The organism is Salinarimonas sp., assembly GCF_046292825.1.
Lineage (GTDB): Bacteria > Pseudomonadota > Alphaproteobacteria > Rhizobiales > Beijerinckiaceae > Salinarimonas.
The window spans coordinates 1-18,715 of the sequence record NZ_JBKBQG010000001.1 but is presented as its reverse complement, the minus strand read 5'-3'; the positions used below and the strand labels follow the sequence as shown (position 1 = coordinate 18,715).

18 protein-coding genes and 1 other RNA gene are annotated in these 18,715 nt (G+C 73.2%); 14 read left to right on the top strand and 5 right to left on the bottom strand.

All coding sequences use genetic code 11. From position 1 onward, the window contains the following. Positions 1-387 precede the first annotated feature (387 nt). The 5 genes from ACK4UM_RS00095 to ACK4UM_RS00075 form a co-directional block, all read right to left on the bottom strand. The gene (locus ACK4UM_RS00095) at positions 388-1,671 is read right to left on the bottom strand and encodes a M16 family metallopeptidase (protein WP_409793861.1); all 1,284 of its coding nucleotides are present in this window, start codon (positions 1,669-1,671) and stop codon (positions 388-390) included. Then, entirely contained in the window at positions 1,668-3,083 is a 1,416-nt protein-coding gene (gene thrC, locus ACK4UM_RS00090) for a threonine synthase (protein WP_409793858.1), read from the bottom strand. Before thrC ends, ACK4UM_RS00095 begins: the two co-directional genes overlap by 4 nt. A 70-nt stretch (positions 3,084-3,153) precedes the next feature. After that, entirely contained in the window at positions 3,154-5,193 is a 2,040-nt protein-coding gene (locus tag ACK4UM_RS00085) for a S8 family peptidase (protein ID WP_409793855.1), read from the bottom strand. Positions 5,194-5,254: 61 nt separating this feature from the next. Then, complete coding sequence (locus ACK4UM_RS00080) at positions 5,255-6,223, bottom strand: methyltransferase domain-containing protein (protein ID WP_409793853.1); 969 nt, start codon at positions 6,221-6,223, stop codon at positions 5,255-5,257. 29 nt (positions 6,224-6,252) lie between these two features. Next, positions 6,253-7,116 carry a type 1 glutamine amidotransferase gene (locus ACK4UM_RS00075; RefSeq protein WP_409793850.1) on the bottom strand — a complete coding sequence of 288 codons (864 nt, stop codon included), beginning with the start codon at positions 7,114-7,116 and terminating at the stop codon, positions 6,253-6,255. 77 nt (positions 7,117-7,193) lie between these two features. Between ACK4UM_RS00075 and ACK4UM_RS00070 the strand changes: the two genes are divergently transcribed. From ACK4UM_RS00070 to ACK4UM_RS00005, 14 genes are all read left to right on the top strand, one after another. Continuing rightward, positions 7,194-8,123 (top strand): DMT family transporter, encoded by a 930-nt coding sequence (locus ACK4UM_RS00070; protein ID WP_409793847.1) that lies wholly within the window; start codon positions 7,194-7,196, stop codon positions 8,121-8,123. Between the two features lie 61 nt (positions 8,124-8,184). Then, positions 8,185-8,427 (top strand): type II toxin-antitoxin system ParD family antitoxin, encoded by a 243-nt coding sequence (locus ACK4UM_RS00065; protein ID WP_409793844.1) that lies wholly within the window; start codon positions 8,185-8,187, stop codon positions 8,425-8,427. Continuing rightward, positions 8,428-8,721, top strand: a complete 294-nt coding sequence (locus ACK4UM_RS00060) for a type II toxin-antitoxin system RelE/ParE family toxin (protein ID WP_409793841.1) — start codon at positions 8,428-8,430, stop codon at positions 8,719-8,721. Between the two features lie 152 nt (positions 8,722-8,873). Beyond that, entirely contained in the window at positions 8,874-9,893 is a 1,020-nt protein-coding gene (locus ACK4UM_RS00055) for a glucokinase (RefSeq protein ID WP_409793838.1), read from the top strand. A 136-nt stretch (positions 9,894-10,029) separates the two neighbouring features. Next, positions 10,030-10,524, top strand: a complete 495-nt coding sequence (locus ACK4UM_RS00050) for a Na+/H+ antiporter subunit E (protein ID WP_409793835.1) — start codon at positions 10,030-10,032, stop codon at positions 10,522-10,524. Next, complete coding sequence (locus ACK4UM_RS00045) at positions 10,521-10,844, top strand: monovalent cation/H+ antiporter complex subunit F (RefSeq protein WP_409793832.1); 324 nt, start codon at positions 10,521-10,523, stop codon at positions 10,842-10,844. Before ACK4UM_RS00050 ends, ACK4UM_RS00045 begins: the two co-directional genes overlap by 4 nt. Further along, a complete protein-coding gene (locus ACK4UM_RS00040) occupies positions 10,841-11,164 on the top strand; it encodes a cation:proton antiporter (RefSeq protein ID WP_409793829.1) in 324 nt (107 codons plus the stop codon). Before ACK4UM_RS00045 ends, ACK4UM_RS00040 begins: the two co-directional genes overlap by 4 nt. Continuing rightward, complete coding sequence (locus ACK4UM_RS00035; protein WP_409793826.1) at positions 11,161-12,123, top strand: hydrogenase subunit MbhD domain-containing protein; 963 nt, start codon at positions 11,161-11,163, stop codon at positions 12,121-12,123. Before ACK4UM_RS00040 ends, ACK4UM_RS00035 begins: the two co-directional genes overlap by 4 nt. Continuing rightward, entirely contained in the window at positions 12,120-12,473 is a 354-nt protein-coding gene (locus ACK4UM_RS00030) for an NADH-quinone oxidoreductase subunit K (RefSeq protein WP_409793824.1), read from the top strand. Before ACK4UM_RS00035 ends, ACK4UM_RS00030 begins: the two co-directional genes overlap by 4 nt. Next, a complete protein-coding gene (locus ACK4UM_RS00025) occupies positions 12,470-13,999 on the top strand; it encodes a complex I subunit 5 family protein (protein WP_409793821.1) in 1,530 nt (509 codons plus the stop codon). The genes ACK4UM_RS00030 and ACK4UM_RS00025 overlap by 4 nt, the downstream gene beginning before the upstream one ends. After that, positions 13,996-15,480 (top strand): complex I subunit 5 family protein, encoded by a 1,485-nt coding sequence (locus tag ACK4UM_RS00020; protein WP_409793818.1) that lies wholly within the window; start codon positions 13,996-13,998, stop codon positions 15,478-15,480. Before ACK4UM_RS00025 ends, ACK4UM_RS00020 begins: the two co-directional genes overlap by 4 nt. After that, on the top strand, positions 15,477-17,177 hold the full coding sequence (locus ACK4UM_RS00015; RefSeq protein WP_409793815.1) for a complex I subunit 5 family protein: 1,701 nt from the start codon (positions 15,477-15,479) through the stop codon (positions 17,175-17,177). The genes ACK4UM_RS00020 and ACK4UM_RS00015 overlap by 4 nt, the downstream gene beginning before the upstream one ends. Before the next feature lie 74 nt (positions 17,178-17,251). After that, positions 17,252-17,348, top strand: an RNA gene (ffs, locus tag ACK4UM_RS00010) — signal recognition particle sRNA small type. 68 nt (positions 17,349-17,416) lie between these two features. Then, the coding region (locus ACK4UM_RS00005; RefSeq protein ID WP_409793813.1) for a DNA polymerase III subunit gamma/tau at positions 17,417-18,715 on the top strand (1,299 nt) is incomplete at its 3' end.

Here is an 18,715-nt window from a genome sequence, read left to right as displayed (position 1 = left end):
CTTTTTTCGTGGGCGCCCGATCCTCAACGACCCCCACCCGTTCGTGCATGCGTTCGACGAAAACGGTGCGGCCGGCTCTCCTTCCCCTCAGGGGAAGGTGGCTCCGACCCCGAACAGGGGTCGGAGACGGATGGGGTCTTTCGCTCCGAAGGAGCGAAGGGGCGTTGGGCTCCTCCGTACGGAAGGGGCTCTACGACGACGCCCCTTCGCAGCTATGCTGCGAAAAACCCCATCCGACCCGTCGGCTTCGCCGCCGGGCCACCTTCCCCGGAGGGGACGGAGAGCGGCGGCGCGTTGTTGCCTCGATCCCATGCGCAGATCACGACGCGTGAATCGCGCAGCGGATCGACGATATGGGCGAACCCGAAGACGGGTCGACGACCCGCCTCACCCGCGCTTCAACCGCCCCGCGATCTCCGCGCTGCTCTGCAGCTTGCCCATCGGTCCGATCGCGGCGAGCGTCGGGGGGCCCGCCATCAACGCGCGGCCTGCGGCGCGGACCTCGTCGAGGCTCACCGCGTCGAGACGGGCGACGAGATCGTGGGCGGGAATGATCCGGTCGAAGCCGAGGATCTGCCGGGCGAGCCGCTCGGTACGCCCGGCGGGGGTCTCGAGCGTGGCGAGCAGCGACACCTTCACCTGCGCCTTGGCGCGGGCGAGCTCGACCGGCGTCAGCTCGGAGGCGGCCGCCTCGAGCGTCTCGAGCGCGACGTCGACGAAGGCGCGCGCGTCCTTCGGCGCCACGCCCGCCTCGATGCCGAACAGCCCCGTGTCCGAGAACGCCCAGTGGAAGGCGTCGACATTGTAGGCGAGGCCGCGGATCTCGCGCACCTCCTGCCACAGCCGCGAGGACAGGCTGCCGCCGAGAGCCTGGGTGAAGAGCTGGGTCGCGTAATAGTCGCGCGCGCGGAAGGACGAGCCCGGCAGGCCGATCATCACGATCGTCTGCTCGTGCTTGCGCGCGCGCCGCACCTCGCCGCCCCGATAGGGCGCGGGCGCCGCCTCGGGCGCGTCCGCGTTCGTCCACGCGCCGAAGAAGCGGTGGGCGGCGTCGACCACGCGCTCGTGCTCGACGGCGCCCGCGGCCGCGATCACCATGCGCGCAGGCCGATATTCGCGGGCGAGATAGGCGCGGATCGTGTCGGGCGTGAAGGCGGAGACGGTCTCGGGCCGCCCGAGGATCGGCCGCCCCAGAGCCGCGTCCGGATAGGCGGCCTCGAGGAAGAGGTCGCCGACGAGGTCTTCCGGGTTGTCCTCGACCGCGGCGATCTCCTGGAGGATGACCCCGCGCTCGCGCACGAGTTCCTCCTCGGCGAAAGTCGCCTCCGTCAGGATGTCGCAGAGCACGTCGAGCGCGAGGTCGCAATCCTCGCCGAGCATCCGAGCGGTGTAGCAGGTGTATTCGGCGCCCGTCGCGGCGTTGATGTCGCCGCCGACATTCTCGATGTCTTCGGCGATCGCCTTGGCCGAGCGCCGGGCCGTGCCCTTGAAGGCCATGTGCTCGATGAGGTGCGAGAGCCCGTGCTCGTCCGCCCGCTCGTGACGCGAGCCCGCGCCGACCCACACCCCGAGCGAGACGGTCGCCACGTGGGCCATCGTCTCGGTCACCACCGTGAGCCCGTTCTCGAGCCGCGTCTCGCGATAGAGCGGCGCGCGCGCTTTGTCGCTCATGCCGGCCGCGCGCCCGCGACGCGTCCGCGCTCGCGAACGAAGCGCTCGATCGCGGCCTGATCGGCGGGCAGGCGCGTCACGCGCTCCGCGCGCTCGTAGAGATCGGCGAGGTGGGGCGGCAGCGCCGGGCGGATGCCGGCGGCCGCCTCGACCGCGTCGGGGAACTTGGCCGGATGGGCGGTCGCCAGCGCGACCATCGGGGTGCCGGGATCGCGGGCGAGCCGCGCGCGCGCCGCCGCCGTGCCGATCGCGGTGTGCGGATCGAGGAGGTAGCCCGCGCGCGCATGCGTCTCGCGGATCTCGGCGGCGACCGCGTCCTCGGGCACCGCGCGCGCGGAGAATTCCGAGCGGATCGCGGCGAGCGGGGCGTCGGCGATGGAGAAACCCTTCGCCTGTGCGAGCGCGCCCATGGCCGCGCGGATCGCGGCGGCGTCGCGATCGTAGGCCTCGAACAGGAGGCGCTCGAAATTGGAGGACACCTGGATGTCCATCGAGGGCGAACTCGTCGGCACGACGCCGGTGACGGAATAGCGGCCGGTCTCGAGGGTGCGCGGCAGGATGTCGTTGGCGTTCGACGCGATCACGAGATCGGCCACGGGCAGGCCCATCCGCTTGGCGACGAAGCCGGCCAGCACGTCGCCGAAATTGCCGGTGGGCACCGAGAAGCCGATCGCGCGATGCGGCGCGCCGAGCGACACGCCCGCGGTGAAGTAATAGACCGCCTGCGCCGCGACCCGCGCCCAATTGATCGAATTGACCCCCGACAGGCGCACGTCGTCGCGGAAGCGCGCATGATTGAACATGCCCTTCACGATCGCCTGCGCGTCGTCGAAGGTGCCGTCGATGGCGATCGCGTGGACGTTCTCGTCGGGCACGGTGGTCATCTGCCGCCGCTGCACCTCCGACACCCGCCCGTGCGGATAGAGGATGAAGACGTCGACATTGGCCAAGCCGCGAAAGGCCTCGACCGCCGCCGAGCCGGTATCGCCCGAGGTCGCGCCGACGATCGTCGCGCGCTCGCCCCGCGCGGCGAGCACGTGGTCCATCAGGCGGCCGAGGAGCTGCATCGCCACGTCCTTGAACGCGAGCGTCGGACCGTGGAAGAGCTCGAGCACGAAGAGGTTGTCGTCGATCTGGACGAGCGGGCACACGGCCGGATGCCGGAAGCCCGCATAGGAGGCGCGCACCATCTCGGCGAAGGGCTCTCGCGCGATCTCGCCGTCGACGAGCGCGCCGAGCACGCGCTCGGCGACCGCGTGATAGGGCAGCGCCGCGAAGCCCGCGATCGTCTCGCGGGAGAGGGCGGGCCAGCGCTCCGGCACGTAGAGCCCGCCGTCGCGGGCGAGCCCGGCGAGCAGCGCCTCGCGAAAGCCGATCGCCGGCGCCTCGCCGCGGGTCGAGATGTGCAGCACGTCCGAATGTCCCTCGTCGATGACGCGCGGACCATAGTGACGGGCGCGTGCGAGGACAAGGTCCGCGCGCTCAGAACGAGCCGGCGAGCCCCCCCGACACCGTGTGCGAGACCGCTCGCGCCTGGAACGCCGCGTCGTAGCCGATGAAGCTCGTGATGCGGCCGTCGGTGCGGGCGATGTCGAGGCGACCGCCGACGCGCAGGATGTCGCGGCCGACATCCGCCGTGCGGGCCTCCATCGCCGTCCCCAGGAGGACGACGCGGGAGCGGTGCGCGGCGTCGCCGGTCAGGCGTGCATAGGCGATGTCGCCCGACAGCCGCAGCGTCACGTCGCGGAAGACGAGCGGCCCGGAGACGAGCCGCAGGCCCGGGCCGAACTCGGTCTGGTGGCGCGAGGCGGCGGCGACGTCGAGGGCGAAGATGCCCGCATCGAGCTCGCGGGCGGCGCCGGTCTGCTGCCAGCGGCTGCGCACGGCGACGTAGGGCGCGAGGCTCGCGCCGTCCGCGATCTCGAAGGCATAGCCGATGCGCCCGTCGATCTCCGCGCCGGTCCCTTCGATGTTCGTGCGCCCGATGGGCGCGCCCGCGGTGCCCGCCGCGCCGGGAATGTCGCGCCGCGTCACCGAGCCGCTGCCCGGAGGCCCGGAGAAGAACGCGACCTGCGCGCTCCCCTTCAGGAACCAGCCGTCGGCCTCGAGCGCGCCGTAGGCGCCGACATGCAGCGCGTCGGTCTCGCCCTTGTCGGTCGAGCCGGGGATCGTCGTCTGCGTGCGCGACCAGCCGGCGGCGAGGCCGAGCCGCAGGCGCTCCTCCGCCACGAGGTCGGCGCCGGCCATCAATCCCCCGGTGCGGGTGGACGCGCCGGGCGCGCCCCCGGCGCCGTCGAGCCGCGCCTCGCCGTAGAGCGGCGCGAGCCAGATCGCGCGCAAGGCGGGATCGGCGATCCCGATGCGGCCGCCGTCCATCGAGGCGGCGAAGGAGGCGTATCGCTCGAGATCGGAGCTCGAGAGGTCGCCGCGCGCCGCGACGCGGCGGTCGAGCTGCCCGCGCAGGAGCGCGCCCGCGTGGCCGAGCGCCGCATCGCGGGAGAAGGACGCGCTCGCGAAAGCCCGAGCCACCCGCTCGTCGCGGGTGTCGACGATGTTGCGGACATCGAGGACGCCCCAGCCATAGACGGAATCGACGCCCGGCGCGCCTGCGTCCCGCGAGGTCTGCAGGACGAGCTGGACGAGTTCGGGCGAGGTCGCGTTCGGAAAGAGCTCGGCGGCGAGCGCCAGCGCGCCGGAGACGTGCGGCGTGGCCATCGAGGTGCCGTCGATGAAGGCGTAGCCGTTGCCCGGCGCCGACGACCCGATGCCCGGATCGATGGGCATGTCGCCGCCCGGCGCCGCGAGGCACCATTGCGCGGCGACGCCGCAGGCATTGGCGTAGGACGCGCGGTTGCCGTCGAGCCCGATCGCGGTCACCGCCACCCAATAGGGGGTCAGCTCGGGGAAATAGTGGGGCATCCCGGCCTGGATGCTCGGATTGGCGAAGCCCTCGTTACCCGTGGCGAAGACCATGATCCGGCCGGCTCCGGCGACCTGGCGGAAGGCCGCCAGCGTCCCCGGCGCGAACGCCTCGATGTCGCTGCGGCGAACCGCGACGATGCTCGTCCCGTACGAGCCCCAGGAATTGTTGAAGATGCGCACGCCCTGCTCGAGCCCGTGCCGGTAGCCGGAGGCGAGGAGCGCGTCGAAGCCGTCTCCGCCCGACGAGCCGTGGAAGATCGTGATCGGAACGAGCGTCGCCCCGCGCGCGACGCCGGTATTCGTGCCGGCGATGGTGCCGGCAACGTGGGTCCCGTGGAGGTCGGGCGTGGTCGTGCTCGGCCCCTGCAGGTAGATGTCGAAGGAGGGGCCGACGCGGCCGGCATATTCCGGATGGTCGAGCTGCATCGCGCTGTCGACGACGCCGATCGTCGTGCCGCGCCCCGTGAGCCCGCGCTCGAGCGCGGGATCGAGGCGGATCATCCGCAGGCCCCAGAGCTGGTCCTCGCTCGGCACCTGCGCGGCCGCAGGCCACGCCGCGACCACGAGAGCGACCGTCGACAACCCCAAACGCCACATCATCACACGCCCCCTCCGGCGACACGTCACCGTGAGGTTGTCTCAGGCCATGGTAAATCCGCGCTTAATCGCGGCGGGAAAAGTCGAGCGGAGCGATGTCGGCGACGCGTTGCAACGCCACCAGATGTCCTGCCACCGGCCGCCCCGCATCGCAGCGCGACCAGGCCTCGTCGATGGCCGCCACGGCGAGCCCCGCCTGCGTCGCGCGCTCGCGCAGGAAGGCGGCGGAATGGGCGAAGCGGGCATCCGCGCCGATGGCGAAGCCGGGGCCGGGATGCGCCTGGACGGTGAAGACGAACAGCCCGCCCGGCGCGAGCGCGGCGGCGGCGTTCGTCAGCACGTGGACCGGATCGCCGATATAGACCATCACGTCGGCGGCGAGGATCAGGTCGAGGCTCGCGGGCGGGCAGGCTGCGAGCCGCTCGGTCAGCTCGGCGACGGCGAGCGCGTCGTACACGCCCTTCTCGCGCGCCTTGTCGACCATGGCAGGCGCGAGATCGATGCCCTCCAGCCAATCGGCGCGGGCGCGGATCGCCTCGCCCATCAACCCCGTGCCGCAGCCGAGATCGAGGACGCTGCCGAAGCGGCGGCCGGGCGCGAGCCGATCGACGAGCGCTGCGACGAGGCTCGGGCCGCGATAGCCGAGCCGCTCGGTGAGATGCGCCTCGAAGGCGTCCGCATAGCCGTCGAACAGGGCGCGGACGTAAGCCGGCGTCATCGCGTCCGCCTGATCGACCGCGCCGAGCCGCGCGAGCGCGATCGATACGCCGAGCACGTCCTCCGGCTCGAGCGCGAGGGCGCGCGAAAGCGCCTCGCAGGCCCCCGCCTCGTCGCCGAGCGCGAGCCGCGCCTCGCCCAGGAGCGCCCAGGCCGGCGCGAAGCGGGGGGCGAGCGCGAGCGTGTGCTCCGCCATCTCGGCGGCGGCGGCATGATCGCCGGCCTCGCGGCAGCCCTGCGCCCAGGCGAAGCGGCGATCCGCGATCGCATCGCCGGTGGTGCGAACGACGACGAGACCGCGGGTCGAGGCCGCCATGCTTGGGGGATGCGGTGCGAGGAGCGCGCTCATGCACGCCCCCGCGCCGACTTCGTCGGGCGCACCCGCGCCTCGACGAAATTGCGGATCTCGCGGGTGCGGCGGTCCGGATCGAGCACCTCCGCATCGACGCCGTGCGCCCAGGCGAGATCGCGTCGGGAGGGATCGCGCCCGAGCGTCGCGATCTCGTCGGCATAGCGCGCGGCCGCGGCTTCGTCCGCGCACAGGCCGGCGGCGACGAGGCGCCCGCCGTAGCGCGCGAGATAGGCGGCGAGCTCGGGAAGCGAGAATTCCGGATGGTATTGCACGCCCCAGAAGCGCCCGCCCGCGTGGGCGAACTCGGCCGCCTGGACGCCCGCCATCGCGTTGTGCGCGAGCACGAGCGCGCCCTCGGGCAGGGTTTCGACGATGTCGAGATGGATCGCCGGCGCGTCGAAGGCGGCGGGCCGGCCGTCGAGCAGCGGGTGGCCGGCGCTCGCCTGCGTGCGCACGATGCGCCGCGCGAAGCCCACCTCGATGCCGCGGGGATTGCGCACGACGCTCCCGCCGGCCGCGGCGGCGCCGACCTGGATGCCCCAGCAGGAGCCGAAGGCGGGGGTGCCGGACGCGTAGACCGCCCGCATCAGGGCGATCTGGCGCAGGATTGGCGGGGTCATGTCGTAGAGATTGAGCGCCGAGCCGGTGAGGACGACGGCGTCGTAGCCCTCGAGCCCGCCCGCATCGGGCAGGTTCGCCCCTTCGTCCGCGGGAAAGGCGATGTCGCAGACCGCGTCCGGCGCGATGCGGCGGATCTCCTGCGCATAGCCGTCGGCCGGCGAAAGTCCGAATACGGACGCGTGCCTTTCGCGGTCCGCGCGCGTGTTGCCCTCGACGACGAGAAACCGTAAGGCCATGGCCGGAACCTGTTATGCGAGAAGTCGCGCGGTGGTGTAGCGCAATGGACGACGGGCGCAAGCGAGAAGATGCCACCGTGCCTGCGACGCGGAAGCCGGGCTCGCGCACCCGCGCGATCGGGGTCGGCCTCTACGGGCGCGCCTACCCGCTCCTCGTCCTGACCACCCTCGCCTGGGGCGGCAACGCGGTCGCCGCGCGGCTCGCGGTGGGCGAGATCTCGCCGATGCTGCTGACGACCGCGCGCTGGGCGATCGTGCTCGCGATCCTCCTGCCCTTCGTCGCGCGCCCGATGCGCGCCGCCTGGCCCGCGATCCGCGCCCATTGGCGCTATCTCGTGCCGATGTCCGCGCTCGGCTTCACCTCGTTCAACGCGATGCTCTACGTCGCGGCGAACTACACGAGCGCGGTCAACATCACCATCCTGCAGGGCGCGATCCCGGTCCTCGTCCTGTTGGGCGCGCGCCTCGTCTACGGGACCCGCGTCACGCTCCTGCAGATCCTCGGCATGGGCGTGACCCTCGTCGGCGTCGCGGCGGTGGCGGCGCAGGGGGAGCTGCGCACGCTCCTCGCCCTGCGCTTCAATCCCGGCGACGTGCTCATGGTGATCGCCTGCGTCCTCTATGCCGGCTACACGCTCGGTCTGAGGCGGCGCCCGCCTTTGCCGCCGCTCGTCTTCTTCGGGGTGATGGCGGTCATCGCCTTCCTCACCTCCCTGCCGCTCGCGGCGATCGAGCTCGCGATGGGCGCGACCGTCCTGCCGGGCTGGCCGGGGCTCGGCATCCTCCTCTACGTCGCCTTGATGCCCTCGCTCCTCGCCCAGCTCTTCTTCATGCGCGGGGTCGAGCTGATCGGTCCGGGGCGGGCGGGGCTGTTCGTCAACCTGGTGCCGGTCTTCGGCGCCCTCCTCGCCGTCCTCGTGCTGGCCGAGCCGTTCCGGCTCTACCACGCGCTCGCCCTCGCGCTCGTGCTCGGCGGCATCGCGCTCGCGGAGAAGGGGAAGGGTTGAGGCGGCTTGCGCTCGATACCAGAAAACCTATGTTTCCTGGTATCGAACCATGGAGGTGGACATGGCACGCCACACGTCGATCAGCCTCGGCGATCATTTCGCCGACTTCGTCGATCGCCAGGTCGCAAGTGGGCGATACGGCTCGGCGAGCGACGTCGTGCGATCGGGCCTGCGTCTCCTCGAGGAGCACGAGGCGAAAGTCGAGGCGCTGCGCCGAGCGCTCGATGACGGGGAGCGCAGCGGCGCACCCGAGCCGTTCGACGTCGAAGCCTTCATCCGCGGCAAGCGGACGGGGCGGCCTTGAATGAGCGGCTACAGGCTTTCGCCGAAGGCTCGTGCGGATCTGGCGGAGATCTGGGACTACGGTGCGGAGCGCTGGGGCGAGAATCAGGCGGAGCGCTATACGCGCGTCCTGACGAGCGCCTTCGCCGATCTCGCGGCTGGCCACCGCGTCGGGCAGCCGATCGACGAGGTGAGGCCCGGCTATCTCCGCCACCGCGTTGGCTCTCACGTCGTGTTCTTTCGAAGGGCTGACGCTGCGACCATCGACGTCATTCGTATCCTCCACGCGAGAATGGACATCGACCGGCACCTCTGACGGGCGGAGATCGTCCTGCAGGCGTCGGGCCCCACCCGACCCCTTTCGCTTCGCTCAGGGGCCACCCTCCCCTCCGGGGAGGGATTCTCGGGCGAATCGCGCTATCATCTCCTCTCGACGATCCGTTTCGCGTCCTGGTGCGTTCGAGGCTCATGACCGCTTTTCCCCATCCCGTGCTCGTCGCCGATGTCGGCGGCACCAATGCCCGCTTCGCGCTCGCCGAGACGCCCGGCGGCCCCGTCGTCCCGGTAAGCCGGGTGGCGACGAAGGGGATCGCGAGCGCGGAGGAGGCGATCGCGCGGGCGATCGAGGCGGCGCCGGTGCGGCCTGCGAGCATCGTGATCTGCGCGGCCTGCCCCGTGATCGGCCGCGGCGGCACCCTCACCAACGCCACCTGGAGCTTCGACGGGGAGGCGATCGCGCGCCGCTTCGGGCTCGCGCAAGGGCTCCTCCTCAACGATTTCGAGGCCGCCGCGCTCGCTCTGTCGGTGCTGGAGCCCGACGATGTCGAGCCGATCGGCGCCTCGGTCGCGCCCGGCAGCGGGGCGAAGCTGGTGCTCGGGCCGGGCACGGGGCTCGGCATGGCCGGGCTCGTCGTGGTCGACGGGCGCGCCCTGCCGATGCCGGGGGAAGCCGGGCACGTCGCGCTCGGGCCGCTCGACGAGACCGACGCCGAGTTCTGGCCGCGCCTGCCGCGGGTCGGCGGCCGGGTCACGGCGGAGACGGTTCTGTGCGGTCCCGGCCTCGTGCGCCTGCACCACGCGCTCGCGCCGGCCTTCGGGCGCGCGGTCGAGGCGGTCGAGGCCGATCCGCCCTCGGTCGCGGCCTGCGCGGCGCGGGGCGGCGAGGATGCGGCCTCCCGTCATTGCGCGGCGAGCGTGCGCATCTTCCTCGACCATCTCGCGCGCTTCGCCGGCGACATGGGCCTCGTGCTGGCCGCGACCGGCGGCGTTCACCTGCGCGGGGGCGTGATGAGCTCGCTCGCGCCGCTGATGGACCCGCAGCGCTTCCGCGCCCTGTTCGACGACAAGGCCCCCGTCGTCGCGCTCGCCCGCACCATCCCCCTCCTGCGCCTGCCGAGCGATGCCGTCGTGATGCGCGCCATGGCGAGCCTCGCCGCCGCGCCGGAGCGTTTCGTGATCGATTACGGCCGGCGCGCCTGGGTGGGGTGAGGGGGCTGACCCATCGCGCCCCCTGCGGGCTCCACCGGATTGCCCGATCACCTCCCCCTCCTCTACGCCTCGATGGAACCGACGGCGAAGCTCGCTCGTCTCGTTGATGCGGAACGGGCAGAACCAGGGGGGTGGCATGCGCGCGGGAATAGAGCGCTTCGTCTTGTTCGCGATCCTCTGGATCGTGCTGACCGGCTTCTATCCGGGCGGGCTCTATTTCGCGATCCCCGCGGTCGCCGCGGCGACCTGGGCGAGCCTCCTGACCCTGCCGCCGCGGGAGCGGCGCGGCTCCGTCCTCGCGGCTCTGCTGCTCGCGATCGGGTTCCTCTGGCGATCGGTGCTCGGCGGGATCGACGTCGCGCGCCGCGCCTTCGATCCGCGCCTGCCGCTCGCGCCGGGATGGCGGCTCGTGCGCACGCGGCTGCCGGAGGGCGGGGCGCGCGTCGCGCTCGCGAGCGAGATCTCGCTCCTGCCCGGCACGCTCGCGGCGGGGAGCCGGGGGGACGATCTCCTCGTCCATTGCCTCGACACGCGCCAGGACGTCGTCGGCGCCACCCGTCGCGAGGAGGCGCGCATCGCGCGGGCCGTCGGGCTCGACGATGCGGATGCCGAGGGGGAGGCGCGCCGATGAGCGCCTTCTTTCTCGCGCTCGCCGCGATCCTCCTCGTCACCGTCGCGGGCGCTCTGGTGCGGGTGCTGCGCGGGCCCGCGCCAGCCGATCGGATGATGGGCGCCCAGCTCGTCGGCACGGGCGGCGTCGCGACGGCCCTCCTCCTCGCCGCCGCGACCGACGCCCCGGCCGCCATCGACGTCGCCCTGGTGCTCGCGCTGCTCGCCGCCTTCGCCGCGATCGCCTTCGTCAAGGCCGCGAGCGCGGACGGGCTCGGCGACCCGGAAGAGGAGGACGTCGCGATCGATCTCGCGGCGCAGGACGAGGGAGCGTCGCGATGAGCGGCGTCGATCTCTTCAGCATCGCGACCGGCACCGCGGGCGCGGTCTTCTTCCTCGCCGGCACGCTCGGCCTCCTGCGCTTTCCCGACGTGCACAGCCGGCTGCACGCGTTGACCAAGGCGGACAATCTCGGGCTCGGCCTCGTGGCGCTCGCCGTGATCGCGCGGATGGGGGACGTCTTCCTCGCCGTGAAGATCCTCGCGGTGTGGGCGCTCGCGATCCTCGCCGCCGCGACCGCGGCCCAGCTCGTCGCCCGCGCCGCGCTGCCGAGAGGCGCGCCGGGACGCGCGCCGGCGCCCGAGCGGGAGGAGGCGCGATGAGCGCGGCGGCGGGCGCGGGGCTCGCGTTCGACATCGCCTTGTGCGCGCTCGTCCTCGTCGCCGCGCTCGCTGCGGTGGCGGGACGCGATCTGTTCGGGAGCCTCGTCTCCTTCATCGTCTACGGACTTCTCGTGGCGCTCGCCTGGGTGCGGTTGGAAGCCATCGACGTCGCCCTCGCCGAAGCCGCGATCGGGGCGGGGCTCACGGGCGTGCTGCTGGTGGGCACCGCCGCCCGCCTCGCGCGGCTCGACGCCGCCGAGCCCGCGCCCGCCCCGCGTCTCGCCAAGGCGCTCGCGGGGGTCGGCGCGGCGGCGGTCGCGACCGCGATCGCGCTCGCGGTTCTCGCGCTGGAGCCGGGTCGCGAGGGGCTCGCGCCGCTCGTCGCGCGCGAGATCGGGGTCACGGGCGTCGAGAACCCGGTTACCGCCGTGCTCCTGGTCTTCCGCGGCTACGACACGCTGATGGAATCGATCGTGCTCCTCGCCGCCCTCGTCGGCGTCTGGGCGGCGAGCGCGGACGAGGCCTGGGGCGGGCGGCCGGGCTTGCGGCTGCATGCGCGCCCGCGCGGTGTGCTCGCGACCTTCGGGCGCCTGCTGCCGCCGGTCGGCATCGTGATCGGCCTCTACGTCGTCCATGTCGGCGCCTACGCGCCCGGCGGCGCCTTCCAGGGCGGGACCATCCTCGCGGCCGTCTATCTGCTCGCCGCGATGGCGGGCATCGTCGAGCCGCCGTCCGTCTCGCGCATGGGCGTGCGCGTCGCGCTCGCGATCGGGCCGGCGATCTTCCTCGCGATGGGCATCGTCGGAGCCTTCGCAGGCACCTTCCTCTTCTATCCGGTCGATTGGGCCGGCACGCTGGTGCTCGCCATCGAGGCGGCGCTCACGGCCTCGATCGCGGCGAGCCTCGCGCTCCTCGTGCTCGGCCCGCCCGCGCGCCCGCTGCCGGGGAGCGCGCGATGAGCCCGGATCTCGCGCCCAACGCCCTCCTCTACGCGCTCCTCGGCGCCGTGCTCGTGGGGCTCGGCCTCTACGGGACGATCGCGCGCCGCCATCTGATGCGCCGGCTGATCGGCTTCAACGTCGTCGGCTCGGGCCTCTTCCTCGTCTTTGGCGCGACCGGCTACCGCCCGGATCTCGGGCTCGACCCCGTGCCGCAGGCCTTGATCATCACCGGGATCGTGGTGGCGCTCTCGGCGACGGCGCTCGTCGCGGCGCTGATCGCCCGCTTCGCTGCGCTCACCGGCGGCGCGGGGCTGCCCGAGGAGATGCCGACGACGACGCGCGAGGCGTCCCGGCGGGAGCCCTCGTGACCGACCCCCTCGCCCTCTCCGCGCTCGCCGCCGCGCTCGCGGTCGCGGTGCCGCTCGCCGGCGCGCTCGCCGCGCTCCTGATGGGCCGCCACGCGGGCGCGCTCGTCCTCGCGACGGGGCCGGGAATGGCGCTCGTCACGGCGGCGCTCGTCTGGGGCGTCGCGGAGGGCGGGGCGGCGCGGGTCGCGATCGGCGGGTTCGAGCCCCCGCTCGGCATCGCCCTCGTCGCCGACGGCCTCGCCGCCACCTTCGTCGCGACGACCCTCGTCGTGATGGTGGCCGCCCTCCTGCTGGCGCGCGGCAGCCTCGTGCCGCGGGGGGAGGACACCCGGCGCGGCTTCGCCTTCGTCGCGCTCGCCCATCTCGCCTGGGGAGCGCTCAACGCGGTCTTCCTGTCGGGGGACCTGTTCAACCTCTACGTCGCGCTCGAGCTCCTGAGCCTCGCGGCGATCGCGCTCGTCGCGATCGAGGGCAAGCCGGAGACGCTGGCCGCCGCGATCCGCTACGCGCTCTTCGCGCTCGTCGGCTCGCTCCTCTATCTCGCGGGCGCGATCCTCCTCTACGCGCAGACCGGTACGCTCGAGATCGCGCTGATCGGCGCCGCCGCGCCCGCGGGCGTGGGCCCGCTCGTCGCGGGGGCGCTGATGACGGCCGGCCTCGCGGCGAAGACGGCGCTCTTCCCGCTGCACGCCTGGCTGCCGCCCGCCCATGCGGGGGCGCCGGCACCGGCCTCCGCCATCCTCTCCGCGCTCGTGCCGAAGGCGTCCTTCGTCATCCTAGCCCGGCTCTGGTTCGAGGCGCTCCCCGAGACGGCGATGCCGGCGCTGACGCAGATGCTGGGCGCGCTCGGCGCCGGCGCCATCGTCTACGGCTCGCTGCTCGCGATCCGCCAGGAGCGGCTCAAGCTCGTGATCGCCTATTCCACCGTGGCGCAGATCGGCTACCTCTTCCTCCTCTTCCCCCTCGCGGGCGGCACGCAGATGGTGCAGCCCTCGGGGGCGCAGAGCTGGGCGGCGGGGGCCTGGAGCGGGGCGATGCTGCACGGCGTCTCGCACGCGCTCGCCAAGGCCGCGATGTTCCTCGCAGCCGGGCTCGTCGCGGCGCGCCTCGGGCACGATCGCATCGCGGGGCTCTCCGGCCTCGCCCGAGCGATGCCGATGACCGCCTTCGCGCTCGGTCTCGCCGCGGTGACGCTGATGGGCCTGCCCCCGAGCGGCGGGTTCATCGCCAAATATCTCCTCCTCATGGCGGCCTTCGGCTCCGGGCAATGGGTCTGGGCCGTGGTCATGCTCGCGGGCGGGCTCTTGGCGGCGATCTACCTCTTCCCCGTGCTCACCCGCGCCTTCGCCAAGGGAGAAGAGAAGCGGGAGGCAGGCGCGCCGGCCGGCCCCCTCCCCGGCCCGGCCCGCGAGGCGATCCCGCTCGCCCTCGCGCTTCTCGCGATCGCGCTCGGCTTCGCCTCCGCGCTGCCCTACGCGCTCCTCGCGATCGGGCGTCCGCTCGCGGCGATGGAGGGCCTCGAATGAGCGCGCTCCTGCCGCTTCTCGTCATCGCGACCTCGCTCGCGCCGGCCCTCGTGACCTTCTTCCTGCGCGAGGACGAGGCGCGCGTGCGCAACGGGCTCAATCTCGGCGGGGCGGTCGTGAAGCTCGGGCTCGTCGGATTCATGCTGGCGGAGGTCGGCGCGGGCGTGCTCTACGAGACGCGGTTCGATCTCGTGCCGGGGCTCGCCCTCGTCCTGCGGGTCGACGCGCTCGCGCTCCTGTTCGTGACGCTCTCCGCCTTCCTGTGGCTGCTGACGACGATCTACGCGATCGCCTATTTCGAGGGCTCGCCCGATCTCTCGCGCTTCTTCGGCTTCTTCTCGCTCTGCGTCGCGGCGACGACGGGGATCGCGTTCGCGGGCAATCTCGTCACCTTCTTCGTGTTCTACGAGCTCCTGACCCTCTCGACCTGGCCGCTCGTGGTGCACAAGGGCAATGCCGCCTCGCTCTCGGCCGGGCGGCGTTATCTCGCCTACACGATGCCCGGCTCGGCGGCGCTGCTCGCCGCGATCGTCTGGCTCGAGAGCGAGGTCGGGCCGATCGCCTTCGCCGGGGCGAGCCCCCTCGAGGGGGTGGACGACACGAAGCTGCGGCTCGCCTTCGTCCTGTTCGTGCTCGGCATCGGCGTGAAGGCCGCGCTCGTGCCGCTGCACGGCTGGCTGCCGGCCGCGATGGCGGCGCCCGCGCCGGTCTCCGCGCTCCTGCACGCGGTCGCCGTCGTCAAGGCGGGCGCCTTCGGCATCGTGCGCGTCGTCTACGACGTCTACGGCATCGCGCGCGTGGAGGCGCTCGGCGTCGGCGTGCCGCTCGCGGCGCTCGCGGCGATCACCATCGTCTACGGCTCGGCGCGCGCCCTCCAGCAGAGCGACATCAAGCGCCGCCTCGCCTTCTCGACGGTGAGCCAGGTCTCCTACATCGTGCTCGGCGCCGCGCTCGCCGGCCCCTTCGCGACGATCGGCGGGCTCGTCCACCTCGTCCACCAGGGGCTGATGAAGATCACGCTGTTCTTCTGCGCCGGGATCTTCGCCGAGCGCGCGGGCGTGCACGCGATCGACGAGCTCGCCGGCATCGGCCCGCGCATGCCCTGGACGGCGAGCGCCTTCTCGATCGGGGCGATGGGCATGATCGGCATCCCGCCGATCGCGGGCTTCGTCTCCAAATGGTATCTCGGGGTGGGCGGCCTGCAGGCGGGTCAGCCCTGGGTGGTCGGCGTGCTCGTCGCCTCCTCGCTGCTCAACGCGGCCTATTTCCTCCCCCTCCTCTATCGGATGTGGTTCCTGCCGCCGCCGGAGGCGCTGCCCGCGCGGGGACCAGACGAGCGCCCGCTCGAGCGCCCCCTCGGCCTCGTCGGACCGCCGGTCGTCACCGCGCTCGCCGCGCTCGCGGTGGGCCTCGTCGCCGCCTCGCCGCTGTCGCCGCTCGCCTGGGCGACTTTGATCGTGGAGAGGACCTACCTGCCATGAGCGCCGTGATCGAGGGCCCGACCCTCCCCTTCCTCGCGCTCGTCTGGCCGCTCCTCCTCGCGGCGCTCGCCGCGCTGCCGGTCCTGCGGCCGCGCGTGCTCCTCCTCCTGCCGATCGCGCCGCTGCCCGGCCTCGCCGTCGCGCTTCTCGCGCCGCACGGCGTCGAGACGCGGGTGCCGGACCTTCTCTTCGGCGTCTCCCTGGCGCTCGACGCGCCCTCGGCCGCGATGCTCGGCGTCGCGGCGGGGCTTTGGGCGCTCGCGGGCCTCTACGCGCTCGTCTATCTGAAGGGCAGCGCCAGACGCGCGACCTTCACGGGCTTCTGGTGCCTCACGCTCGCGGGCAATCTCGGCATCTTTCTCGCCCGCGACGTCGCGACCTTCTACGTCTCCTTCGCCGCGGTCTCGCTCGCCGCCTACATCCTCGTCGTGCACGAGGGCACCGAGCGGGCGCTGCGCGCCGGGCGGCTCTACCTCGCGCTCGCGGTCTTCGGCGAGGCGGCGATCCTGGCGGGCCTGATCGCGGGATCGGCGGCGGCGGGGAGCCTCGACGTCGCGGAGGTCCGCGCGTCGCTCGCGACGATGCGCGGCGGCGATCTCGCGAGCGCGGCGCTCCTCGTCGGCTTCGGCGTCAAGGCGGGGCTCGTGCCGCTCCACGTCTGGCTGCCGCTCGCCCACCCCGCCGCGCCGACGCCGGCCTCCGCCGTGCTGTCGGGGGCGATCGTGAAGGCGGGGATCTTCGGGGCGATGCTCCTCGTGCCGCTCGAGGCGCTCGGGTCGGTGCTCGCGACCCTCCTCGTCGCGGCCGGCCTCGGCGGCGCCTTCGCGGCGGTGCTCGCGGGCCTCGCGCAGGCCAACCCGAAGGCGATCCTCGCTTATTCGACGGTGAGCCAGATGAGCCTGCTTCTCGGCGCGCTCGCCGCCTCGGCCGTCGCGACGGGTGCGCCCGCCCTCGGGGCGGCGGCCCTCTACGCGGCCCATCACGGGCTCGCGAAGGGCGCGCTCTTCCTCGCGGTGGGCGTGGTCGCGGCCGCGTCGGGACGGCTGCGAACGGCATCGCTCGTCGTGGTGATCGCGCTCGCCCTCTCGATCGCCGGCCTGCCGCCCTTCGGCGGCGCGCTCGCCAAGGTCGCGCTGAAGGCGCCCCTCGGAGGGCTCGCGGAGCTCCTCGTCACCGTCTCGGCGGCGACGACGGCGCTCCTCCTCCTGCATGCCGCGCGCGTGCTCGCCGCGCAGGCGCCGCACACGCCCGAGGATCCCCGCGCCGCCGCCCGTCTCGCCGCGCCCTTCGCGGCGCTCGCGATCGCGGCGATCGTCCTGCCCTGGCTCGCCTTCGCCAATCTCGCGGAACGCCCCCTCGCCTACGCGCTCGCCCCCGCGAACCTCTGGGCGGGGACCTGGCCCGTCCTTCTGGCCGCCGCGATCGCGCTTCTCGCCGCGCGCCTGCCCCCGCCGATCCCCGCGATCCCGGAGGGCGATCTCGCCGGCCCGCTCGAGCGCGCGGCGACCCGCCTCGTCCTCGTCGCCCGCGCCCGCGCGCAGGTGCGCACCAAGCCCTTGCAGAGCCGCGGCGCGCGGCGGCTCGGGATCGCGCTCGCGCGCACGGCGCGGCTCGAGACGCTCGTCGTGCGCTTCTCGGCGAGCGGCATCGCGCTCCTCGCCGTCGCGCTCGGCACCGCCCTGGCGCTCGTCCGCTGAGCGCCGCCGCGGCGGGCGGGAAAACCCGTGCGGTCCGTATTGCGCGGGGTCTCGATCCGGTCCATATAGGCCTCGGGAGGTTGGCGGGGGACGTCTCACTCGCCAACCGGGTCAGGTCCGGAAGGAAGCAGCCCTAACGAGACCGAACGGGTTCTCGTCCAGCCTCCCACCGCACGATTCGCGGGCGCCCGCGCCGCGCGTTCCCGCCCGACGAAGCCGCGACCCGAGCACGCGATCCGATGAGCGACGAGACGCCAGGCGCGACCGAGACCGCGCCCGCCTTCGACGAGCCGGGCCTGCCGGGCTTCGCGCCGGCCGCGCCCCAATCGGCGAAGGGCGGCTATCGCGTCCTCGCCCGCAAGTACCGCCCCCGCACCTTCGACGACCTGATCGGCCAGGACGCGATGGTGCGCACCCTCTCGAACGCCTTCTCGACGGGGCGCATCCCCCAGGCCTGGATGCTGACCGGCGTACGCGGGGTCGGCAAGACGACGACGGCGCGCATCCTCGCGCGCGGCCTCAACTTCCTGCGCGAGGACGGATCGGGCGGGCCGACCATCGATCTCTCCGAGACGGGCCGCCATTGCGAGGCCATCGTCGAGGGCCGCCACATCGACGTGCTCGAGATCGACGCGGCGTCGAACAACGGCGTCGAGAACGTCCGCCAGATCGTCGACGCGGTGCGCTACGCCCCCGTCTCGGCGCGCTACAAGGTCTACATCGTCGACGAGGTGCACATGCTCTCGACGGCGGCCTTCAACGCTTTCCTGAAGACGTTGGAGGAGCCGCCGCCGCACGCCAAGTTCGTGTTCGCGACGACCGAGATCCACAAGGTCCCCGTCACCATCCTCTCGCGCTGCCAGCGCTTCGACCTGAAGCGCGTGCCCGCCGAGACGCTGATCGCGCATCTCGCCAAGATCTGCGCGCTCGAGGGCGTCGAGGCGCATCCGGAGGCGCTCGCCTCGGTGGCGCGCGCGGCGGAAGGCTCGGTGCGCGATTCGCTCTCGCTCCTCGACCAGGCGATCGCCCACGGCGCCGGGCTCGTGACGCCCGAGATCGTGCGCGACATGCTCGGCCTCGCCGACCGCGCCAAGATCGTCGACCTGTTCGAGGCGGCGATGAAGGGGGACGTGCCGGCCGCCTTCGCGCTCCTGCGCGACCAATGGGACAACGGCGCCGATCCCGCCATGGTCCTCCAGGAGCTCGCGGCCTTCACCCACCTCACGACCCGCGCCAAGCTCGTCCCCGGCGCGCTCGGCGACGCGACTTTGTCGGAGGAGGAGCGCACGCGCGCGCAGAGCTTCGCCGAGGGGCTGTCGGTGCGGGCTCTCTCGCGCGCCTGGCAGATCCTGACGAAGGCGATCCCGGAAGTGGCGCAGGCCGCGCGACCGCTTCCCGCCGCCGAGATGGCGCTCGTGCGCCTCGCCTACGCCGCCGACCTGCCGACGCCCGACGAGGCGCTGCGGCTCCTGCGCGAGGGCGGCGTGCTCGCAGGCGCCGCCGCGCCCGCGCCGAACGGCGGCGGGGGCGGCGGGGCC